Annotated in this window: 7 protein-coding genes and 1 pseudogene; all 8 read left to right on the top strand. The window is 67.0% G+C overall.

Annotated features, from left to right (window positions below):
* The coding region (locus ACK5IR_RS16015; protein WP_416930256.1) for a heparinase II/III domain-containing protein at positions 1-1222 on the top strand (1222 nt) is incomplete at its 5' end.
* A gap of 48 nt (positions 1223-1270) precedes the next feature.
* Positions 1271-2860 carry a bifunctional phosphoribosylaminoimidazolecarboxamide formyltransferase/IMP cyclohydrolase gene (gene purH, locus ACK5IR_RS16010; RefSeq protein WP_416930253.1) on the top strand — a complete coding sequence of 530 codons (1590 nt, stop codon included), beginning with the start codon at positions 1271-1273 and terminating at the stop codon, positions 2858-2860.
* Positions 2861-2863: 3 nt separating this feature from the next.
* On the top strand, positions 2864-3346 hold the full coding sequence (gene lspA, locus ACK5IR_RS16005) for a signal peptidase II (protein ID WP_416930251.1): 483 nt from the start codon (positions 2864-2866) through the stop codon (positions 3344-3346).
* A gap of 52 nt (positions 3347-3398) precedes the next feature.
* Positions 3399-3935 carry a DUF3035 domain-containing protein gene (locus ACK5IR_RS16000; protein WP_416930249.1) on the top strand — a complete coding sequence of 179 codons (537 nt, stop codon included), beginning with the start codon at positions 3399-3401 and terminating at the stop codon, positions 3933-3935.
* Between the two features lie 97 nt (positions 3936-4032).
* Complete coding sequence (locus ACK5IR_RS15995; protein ID WP_416930247.1) at positions 4033-5382, top strand: M16 family metallopeptidase; 1350 nt, start codon at positions 4033-4035, stop codon at positions 5380-5382.
* Positions 5379-6692: a M16 family metallopeptidase gene (locus ACK5IR_RS15990; RefSeq protein WP_416930245.1), complete on the top strand. Its 1314-nt coding sequence runs from the start codon at positions 5379-5381 to the stop codon at positions 6690-6692. The genes ACK5IR_RS15995 and ACK5IR_RS15990 overlap by 4 nt, the downstream gene beginning before the upstream one ends.
* Positions 6693-6732: 40 nt before the next feature.
* The gene (mutL, locus tag ACK5IR_RS15985) at positions 6733-8595 is read left to right on the top strand and encodes a DNA mismatch repair endonuclease MutL (RefSeq protein WP_416930242.1); all 1863 of its coding nucleotides are present in this window, start codon (positions 6733-6735) and stop codon (positions 8593-8595) included.
* Positions 8592-8779: pseudogene (locus tag ACK5IR_RS15980) on the top strand (DNA recombination protein RmuC); the annotation flags it as partial. The gene mutL and the pseudogene ACK5IR_RS15980, both read left to right, overlap by 4 nt.

The raw sequence follows: 8779 nt of genomic DNA, 5'->3' as shown, positions 1-8779 counted from the left end.
GCGCACGGGCGCGCGGCTGCTCGGGTGGATCGTTCACGGCGCGGGTCTGACCGACGGGATCGGGCGCGAGGCGGATTTGCGGTTCTTTCATCTGCTTTCCGCGCAGGTCGATTACCTGTCGGATTGCTGGCGCGATACGGCAGCGGGCCTGCCGCGCATCACGGCGCTGACCGCCCTGACCGAGGCCGGTTGCAGGCTGGAAGGCAAGCACCCGGTTCTGGCGCCGGCAGTGCGCGGGCTCGGCGACGCCTGCGCGGGGTGGATCGCCGATGATGGCAGCATCGCCTCGCGCAACCCCGAGGACCTGCTCGAGGCTTTCTGGCTGCTGGTCCTGGCGGCACAATCGCTGGAACGGCGCGGTGTCGCCACCGCATCCGGCCATTCGGCGGCCATTGCGCGGGTCGCACCGGTGCTGCGGACCTTGCGCCATGCCGATGGCGGGCTGGCGCGTTTTCACGGCGGTGGTCGCGGTGCGGAGGGGCGGATCGAGCGGGCGCTGGCGCTGTCGGGCATCCGCCCCGGCCCGCCGGGCGACAGCGCGATGGGCTACCGTCGGCTGCAGGGCGGGCGTACCACGATCGTTGTCGATGCGGCGTCGCGCGGTGGCAGGGAGCGCTTCGAATCGCTCTTCGCGTTCGAGATGACACACGGGCGCGCGCCCATCGTGACCGGCAGCGGCCCGGGCAGGGCGTTCGGGGCGGCCTGGGCGCGGCGCAGCCGTCTTGCGGCAGGGTATTCGGGCCTCGCGATCGAGGGCGGGGGAATCGGCGAACCGCTGCCGGCGGAATTGCAGGCAGGGGCGGCTGGCCGGCAACTCAGGCTTCAGCGCCGTTTTCCGAACGCCGCTCACCAGCGGGTTCTCAACCTGTCGCTCGACGGCACCATGCTGACCGGCGAGGATTTTCTTGCACCGGCCGGGCCAGGCGGTTTTGGCAGGCATGGCCCGGAATATGCGTTGCGTTTCCACCTGCATCCGACGGTGCAGGCCGAGGCGCTGGAGGACGGCACGACATTGCATCTGCTCCTGCCCGGTGGCGAGGTCTGGACATTTCGCAGCGAGGCTCCGGTTTCACCGATGCTGTTGCCTGCGGTTTTCCTCGACCCCGGTGAGATGCGTCCGCTCGCCGCGCGGCAGATCGTTCTTTCGGGCCGGGCGCAGGGCGATGGCGTCCTGTTGAACTGGACCTTCGCCAAGGCACGCGCTAGGCCGCAGGCGACCTAGGGGTACCGCGCCCGGTGCCCCGCTGCCCGGGAACTGGAGCGAGAAACCATGAGCGAGACCCAACCCATCCGCCGCGCCCTTCTGTCGGTGTCCGACAAGACGGGGCTTGCGGAACTCGGCCAGGCGCTGGCCGCGCGCGGCGTGGAACTTCTGTCGACCGGCGGCACCGCCACGGCGCTGCGCGCGGCGGGGCTGACCGTGCGCGACGTGTCCGAGGTTACGGGCTTTCCCGAGATGATGGACGGCCGGGTCAAGACGCTGCATCCGGCGGTGCACGGCGGGCTGCTGGCGCTGCGCGACAATCAGGAACATGCCGCGGCGATGCAGGCGCACGGTATCGGCGCGATCGACCTGCTGGTGGTGAACCTCTATCCGTTCGAGCAGACGGTCGCCCGGGGGGCCGGTTATGACGAATGCATCGAAAATATCGATATCGGCGGTCCGGCGATGATCCGCGCCGCCGCCAAGAACCACGCCTTCGTGACGGTTGTGGTCGATGTCGAGGATTACGCACGGCTGCTGGGCGACATGGACCAGCACAATGGCGCGACCTGCCCGAAGTTCCGCCGCAAGCTGGCGCAGACGGCCTATGCCCGCACGGCGGCCTACGACGCGGCGGTTTCCACCTGGATGGCCGGGGCGATCGGTGTGGCGATGCCCCGCCGCCGCGCCTTTGCCGGCACGCTGGCGCAGGAGATGCGCTATGGCGAAAACCCGCATCAGAAGGCTGCCTTCTACCGCGACGGCGCCAACCGCCCCGGCGTGGCGACGGCGACGCAGCTTCAGGGCAAGGAACTGAGCTACAACAACATCAACGATACCGACGCCGCCTTTGAACTGGTGGCCGAGTTCGCCCCCGGGGACGGTCCGGCCTGCGCGATCATCAAGCACGCCAATCCCTGCGGAGTGGCACGCGGTGCGAACCTGGCCGAGGCCTATTCGCGCGCCTTCGACTGCGACCGGACATCGGCCTTCGGCGGAATCGTGGCGCTGAACCGGACGCTCGATGCCGAAACCGCGCGCGCCATCGTCGAGATCTTCACCGAGGTTGTCATCGCCCCCGAAATCACACCGGAGGCGGCAGAGATCTTTGCGGCGAAGAAGAACCTTCGCCTGCTCCGCACCGGCGGGCTTCCCGATCCGCGCGCCGTCGCCACCACCTTCCGGCAGGTCTCGGGCGGATTTCTGGTGCAGGACAAGGATACCGGCTTCGTCACCCCCGACGACCTGAAGGTGATGACGAAACGGGCGCCCGACGAAAGCGAGTTGCGCGATCTCCTGTTTGCCTGGAAGGTGGCGAAGCACGTCAAGTCGAACGCCATCGTCTATGTCCGGGACGCAGCCACCGTCGGGATTGGCGCGGGGCAGATGAGCCGGGTCGATTCCACCCGCATCGCGGCCCGCAAGTCCGGCGACATGGCGGCCGATCTGGGGCTGGCGCAGCCCCTGACGCGCGGCTCGGTTGTTGCGTCCGATGCGTTTTTCCCCTTCCCCGACGGGCTTCTGACCGCGGCCGAGGCCGGGGCGACGGCGGTGATTCAACCCGGCGGTTCGATGCGCGACGATCAGGTGATCGCGGCCGCCGACGCGGCGGGCATTGCCATGGTCTTCACCGGCATGCGCCATTTCCGCCACTGACCGATGCGCCTGCTCTGGTTTTCGGCGATTTTCGCCTTTGCGGTGGATCAGATATCGAAATATCTGGTCTTTTCCTGGTTCGCGCGCGTGTCGCGCGACCTGATCGAGATCTTCCCGCCCTTGCTGGTATTTCGCCGCGGCATGAACAGGGGTGTGAATTTCGGGCTTTTCGCCAACAGTTCCGATCTGCACCGCTGGGTGCTGATTATCCTGTCGGCGGGCCTGTGTTTTCTGCTGTGGCTCTGGGCGCGGCGCAGCTTTCAGACACCGGTCGAGTTTGTCGGGGCGGGGCTGGTGATCGGTGGTGCGCTGGGCAATGTCGCCGATCGGCTGTGGCTCCATGGTGTGCGCGATTTTCTCAACATGTCCTGTTGCGGGTTCCAGAATCCTTATGTTTTCAACGTTGCCGATGTCTTCATCTTTACCGGGGCATTGATGCTGGTGCTGTTTGGCGGCAAGAAGCAGGCGGGAAAAATGCCCTCGTGACGGCGGCGGCCGGGTAGGGTACACAGGCGCAGGACGGATGCAGGAGGCTGAGATGCGGGGAACGATACTGGCACGGGCGGGGCTGGCGCTTGCGCTGGCGGGTGCCCTTGCGGCCTGCACCGGCGGGCCGCCGCGCACCATGCAGATCGGACGCGGCATGACCACGCCGGACGAATTCGCCATCCTGCCCGGCAAGCCGATAGAGATGCCGCCCAGCCTCAACGAATTGCCCGCCCCGACACCGTTCGGTGCAAACAGGGCCGATGCGACGCCGATCGCCGATGCGGTAGCGGCGCTCGGCGGCAGTCCGGCGCGCCTTCAGAGCGACGGCAGAACGCCCGATGGTGCTGTCGTCAGCTATTCCGGCCGCTACGGGGTCGATCCGCAGGTCCGCGTCCGGCTGGCCGAAGAGGATTACAAGTACCGCGACAAGCATCGCGGCCGCCTGATGGAGCGTCTGTTCCGCGTTCCCACCTATTACAAGGGGTACAGGGAGCAGGAACTCGATCAGCATGCGGCGCAGGAATACTATCGCCGCTCCAACGTTCCAACCGCCGCGGCACCGCCCGAAGCGTCCGAATTCGACTGACGCTCAGCAGAACGTGACCCGGCATTTGCGCCCTGCGGCTTGATCGCTGCGTCGTGGCCAATATCTTGCGGCAAACGCAGATTACGGGAGCCTCCGAATGTACCGTTCCACCGTCCCGGCGCTGACGCTGGCCAGTTTTCTCGCGCTGCCGGCTCTTGCCGAGGAGGTCAGCACCTTCACGCTCGACAACGGCATGGAGGTGGTCGTGATCGAGGATCACCGCGCCCCGGTGGCGGTGAACATGGTCTGGTACCGTATCGGCGCCGCCGACGAGCCGCCGGGCAGATCGGGTATCGCGCACTTCCTCGAACACCTGATGTTCAAGGGCACCGGGCAGCTGGCGCCGGGCGAGTTTTCGGCCACGGTCGAACTGAACGGCGGCATGGACAATGCCTTTACCGGCCAGGATTACACCGCCTATTACCAGCGTGTCGCCGCCGACAGGCTGGACCGGATGATGGAGATGGAGGCCGACCGGATGACGGGCCTGATCCTGACCGACGAGGTGGTTCTGCCCGAACGCGACGTGATCCTCGAAGAGCGCAACCAGCGGGTCGAGAACGATCCCGGTGCGTTGTTCAGCGAACAGCGTGCCGCCGCCCAATATCTCAACCACCCCTATCGCATCCCGATCATCGGCTGGCGGCACGAGATGGCGGCGCTGACCCGGCAGGATGCGCTGGATTTCTACGGCGAATATTACGCACCGAACAACGCGGTACTGGTGGTGGCGGGCGACGTGGACCCGGATACGGTGCTGGAGATGGCCGAAACCCATTTCGGCCCGATCGCCGCCAATCCCGATCTGCGGGCGCGGATACGCCCCTCCGAGCCGCCGCAGATCGCCGAACGGCGGGTGATGTTCGAGGATCCGCGTATCGCCCAGCCCCATGTCATGCGCAGCTATCTGGCCCCCGAGCGCAACCCGGGCGCGCAAGGGGAAGCCGCGGCGCTGGTGTTCCTGTCCGAGCTTCTGGGCGGCTCGAGCGCCAGTTCGCTGATGGGGCGCGAACTGGAGTTCAACGAGAAGACGGCACTCTATACCTCGGCCTATTACGACGGGGTGGCGCTCGACCCGACCACCTTCAGCCTGATCGTGGTACCGGTACCGGGGCGCAGCCTTGCCGAGGCCGAAGCCGACCTGGACCGGATGATCGCCCGGTTCCTCGAACAGGGTGTCGATGCCGATCTGTTCGAGCGGCTGAAATCCCAGATTCGCGCGCAGGAGATCTATCGGAAGGACAATCTTCAGGGGCTGGCGCAGATCTATGGCGAGGCGCTGGCGAGCGGGCTTGGCGTTGCCGATGTGCAGGCCTGGCCCGACATCCTGCAATCGGTCACGCCCGAGGATGTGATGGCCGCCGCCGGCCGGCTTTTCGACAGGCGCCATGCGGTGACCGGCTATTACGACAGACCCGCCGAAGCGGCGCCGGAGACCATCCGATGAAACGGTTTTTTCTTGCAGCCCTTGCCGCAGTATCCCTGACCCTGCCCGCTGCCGCCGAAATCGACATCCGGCAGGTCACCTCACCTGGCGGCATCGATGCCTGGCTGGTCGAGGAGCACTCGATTCCCTTCGTGGCGCTGGAACTGCGCTTCGATGGCGGCGCCAGCCTCGATGCGCCGGGCAGGCGCGGCGAGACCAGCCTGATGACCCATCTGCTCGAAGAAGGCGCGGGCGAGATGGATGCGCAGGCCTTCACCGCCGCGACCGAGGCGCTTGCCGCCGATTTCAGCTTCGATCCGGGCGCCGATTCGGTTGCGGTCTCGGCCCGGGTACTGACCGAAAACCGCGACGAGGCGATGGGACTGCTGCGCAAGGCGCTGATGGAGCCGCGCTTCGATGCCGACGCGATCGACCGGGTAAGGCGGCAGATGATCTCCTCCATCGAATCGGATGCCAGGGATCCGCAGATCATTGCCAACAGGACCTTTGCCCGCCTTGCCTATGGCGATCACCCCTATGGGTCGGCCACCGACGGAACGGTCGAGAGCCTGTCGGGGCTGACCCGCGACGATCTGCTTGCGGCGCGCTCCGGCGTTCTGGCGCGCGACCGGCTTGTTGTCGCGGCGGTGGGCGACATCGACGCCGAGGAGCTTGGCCGGCTGCTCGACGATCTTCTGGGCGATCTGCCGGAAACCGGGGCGCCGATGCCCGAGGATGTCGCTTTCGGCGCGGACGGCGGGGTGACGGTCGTCGATTTCGATACGCCGCAATCGGTGGCGGTCTTCGGTCAGCGCGGGCTGAAACGTCACGATCCGGATTTCTACGCTGCTTTTGTGATGACCCATATTCTTGGCGGTCACGGCTTTTCCTCGCGCCTGATGGAGGAGGTGCGCGAAAAGCGTGGGCTGACCTATGGGATAGGGGCCTTTCTTTTGCCGCGCGACCATTCGGAGGAACTGTTCGGCATGGTTTCGACCGCGAATGAGCGGATGGCCGAAACCATCGATCTGGTGCGGCAGGAATGGCGGCGCATGGCCGACGAGGGCGTGACGCAGGAGGAACTCGACCGTGCCAGGACCTATCTGACCGGCGCCTATCCCCTGCGCTTCGACGGCAACCGGAAGATCGCCAACATTCTGGTCGGGATGCAGCAGGAGGGCCTGACGCCCGAATACGTGACCAACCGCAACGCGCTGATCGAGGCGGTGACGGTCGAGGACATTCGCCGCGTCGCGGCGGATCTGATCGACCCGGACGCGCTGCGGTTTGTTGTGGTCGGCAAACCCGAGGGGCTGGAGGCGACCAACTAATCCGTGGCCGAATCCCGCGTGACATGCTAGGGGTTGTGGCATGTCTGAAACGAGCCCCAACATAAGCACGGAATCCGCTCTGCCGGGGATCCGCCAGCTTGACGAGACGGTCATCAACCGCATCGCTGCGGGCGAGGTGGTGGAGCGCCCGGCCTCGGCGGTGAAGGAACTGGTTGAAAACGCGCTCGATGCCGGGGCGCGGCGGGTCGAGGTGACGATTGCCGATGGCGGCAAGCGCCTGATCCGGGTCGGTGACGATGGCTGCGGCATTCCCGCCGGCGACCTGCCGCTGGCGCTGGCGCGGCATGCGACATCCAAGATCGACGGTTCGGATCTGTTCGACATCCGTTCCTTCGGCTTCCGGGGCGAGGCGCTGGCCTCGCTCGGGGCGGTGGGGCGGCTGACGGTTACCAGCCGCGCCGTGGGTGCCGCCGAGGCGGCGCGGATATCTGTTACCGGCGGCGCGGGTGGTGCGGTCCAGCCCGCCGCCCTGACGCGCGGAACGGTGGTCGAATTGCGCGACCTTTTCTTTGCCACGCCGGCGCGGCTGAAATTTCTGCGCAGCGACCGGGCCGAGGCGCAGACTATCGGCGATGTGGTGCGCCGCCTGGCGATGGCCGAACCCTCGGTCGCCTTCACGCTGCGCGATGTGTCGGGCGGCGGCGAGGGGCGGGTGAGTTTCCGCGCCGATGCCGAAACGGGCGATCTGTTCCATGCGCTGCGCGGGCGGCTGACCGGCATCCTCGGGGCCGGGTTCGCCGACAACGCGCTGGTCATCGACACCCTGCGCGAGGGGGTGCGGCTGACCGGCTATGCGGCGCTGCCAACCTATTCGCGCGGTTCGGCGGTGGCGCAGTATCTGTTCGTCAACGGCCGTCCGGTCCGCGACAAGCTGCTGATCGGTGCGCTGCGTGCCGCCTACATGGATTTTCTCGGCCGTGGCAGGCATCCGGCAGCGGCGTTGTTCATCGATTGCGACCCGCATTTGGTGGACGTGAACGTGCATCCGGCCAAGGCCGAGGTCCGCTTTCGCGACCCGGGTCTGGTGCGCGGGCTGATCGTCTCGGGGCTGCGCCATGCGCTGGCCGAGGCGGGGCATCGCGCCGCGACAACGGTCGCCGCCGCGACGCTGGGCGCGTTGCGGCCCGAACCCTCCGGCCCGGCGCGCATCTACCAGATGGATCGCCCCTCGCGCGGGGTGCTCGGTGCGGCCTTTGCCGCGCAGGCTCCGGTTGCGCCTGCCCCCGGAATGCGGGGGTTCGCCGAAGCTGCCCTGCCTTCGGCGCGGGTGGAGGATGCAGCCTGCGATCCTGAGCCCGAGGCGCTGCCGCTTGGTGCGGCCCGGGCGCAGGTGCATGAGAATTACATCATCGCGCAGAGCGCGCGCGGCATCGTGATTGTCGATCAGCATGCCGCCCACGAGCGGCTGGTCTACGAACGCCTCAAGCTCCAGATGGCCGAACGGGGTGTTGCGGCGCAGGCGCTGCTGATCCCCGAGATCGTTCAGCTTTCGGGGGACGATGCCGCGCGGCTGCTCGCCGTTTCCGACGATCTTTACCGGCTCGGGCTTGCGGTGGAGCCGTTTGGCGGCGGTGCCGTCGCGGTGCGCGAGACCCCTGCCATCCTCGGTGAGGTGAACGCCGCGGCGCTGATCGGCGATATCCTCGACGAGATCGCCGATATGGGCGACAGCACGACGCTGGGCGCGCGGATCGATGCGGTTCTCAGCCGTATTGCCTGCCATGGCTCGGTCCGCTCGGGCCGGCGCATGAATGCGGAGGAAATGAACGCGCTTCTGCGTGAAATGGAGGCGACGCCGCATTCTGGCCAGTGCAATCATGGCCGGCCGACCTATGTCGAGTTGAAACTCTCGGATATCGAAAGGCTGTTCGGGCGCACATGATCCAGATCGGCGATACGAGCTATTCCCTGTCCGACCCGGCGGTGATCGCGGGTGCGGCGATCATGGCGCTGATGCTTCTGTTGCTGGCGCTGATGATTGTCGCCGTTCGCCGGGCGGGTGCTGCCGCGCAGGCGAACGGGCCGGTCATGCAGCAGGTCGGCGCCCTGTCGCAGCGGGTGCAGAG

Source organism: Tropicimonas sp., from assembly GCF_047971885.1.
Taxonomy (GTDB): Bacteria; Pseudomonadota; Alphaproteobacteria; order Rhodobacterales; family Rhodobacteraceae; genus Tropicimonas.
Note: the sequence above shows the minus strand (reverse complement) of the source record. Positions and strands in the feature narration are given on the sequence as shown.

Bases quoted from the DNA above. Each gene is read 5' to 3' on its own strand.
- purH (WP_416930253.1), top strand. From the start codon at position 1,271: ATGAGCGAGACCCAACCCATCCGCCGCGCCCTTCTGTCGGTGTCCGAC.
- lspA (WP_416930251.1), top strand. From the start codon at position 2,864: ATGCGCCTGCTCTGGTTTTCGGCGATTTTCGCCTTTGCGGTGGATCAG.
- ACK5IR_RS16000 (WP_416930249.1), top strand. From the start codon at position 3,399: ATGCGGGGAACGATACTGGCACGGGCGGGGCTGGCGCTTGCGCTGGCG.
- ACK5IR_RS15995 (WP_416930247.1), top strand. From the start codon at position 4,033: ATGTACCGTTCCACCGTCCCGGCGCTGACGCTGGCCAGTTTTCTCGCG.
- ACK5IR_RS15990 (WP_416930245.1), top strand. From the start codon at position 5,379: ATGAAACGGTTTTTTCTTGCAGCCCTTGCCGCAGTATCCCTGACCCTG.
- mutL (WP_416930242.1), top strand. From the start codon at position 6,733: ATGTCTGAAACGAGCCCCAACATAAGCACGGAATCCGCTCTGCCGGGG.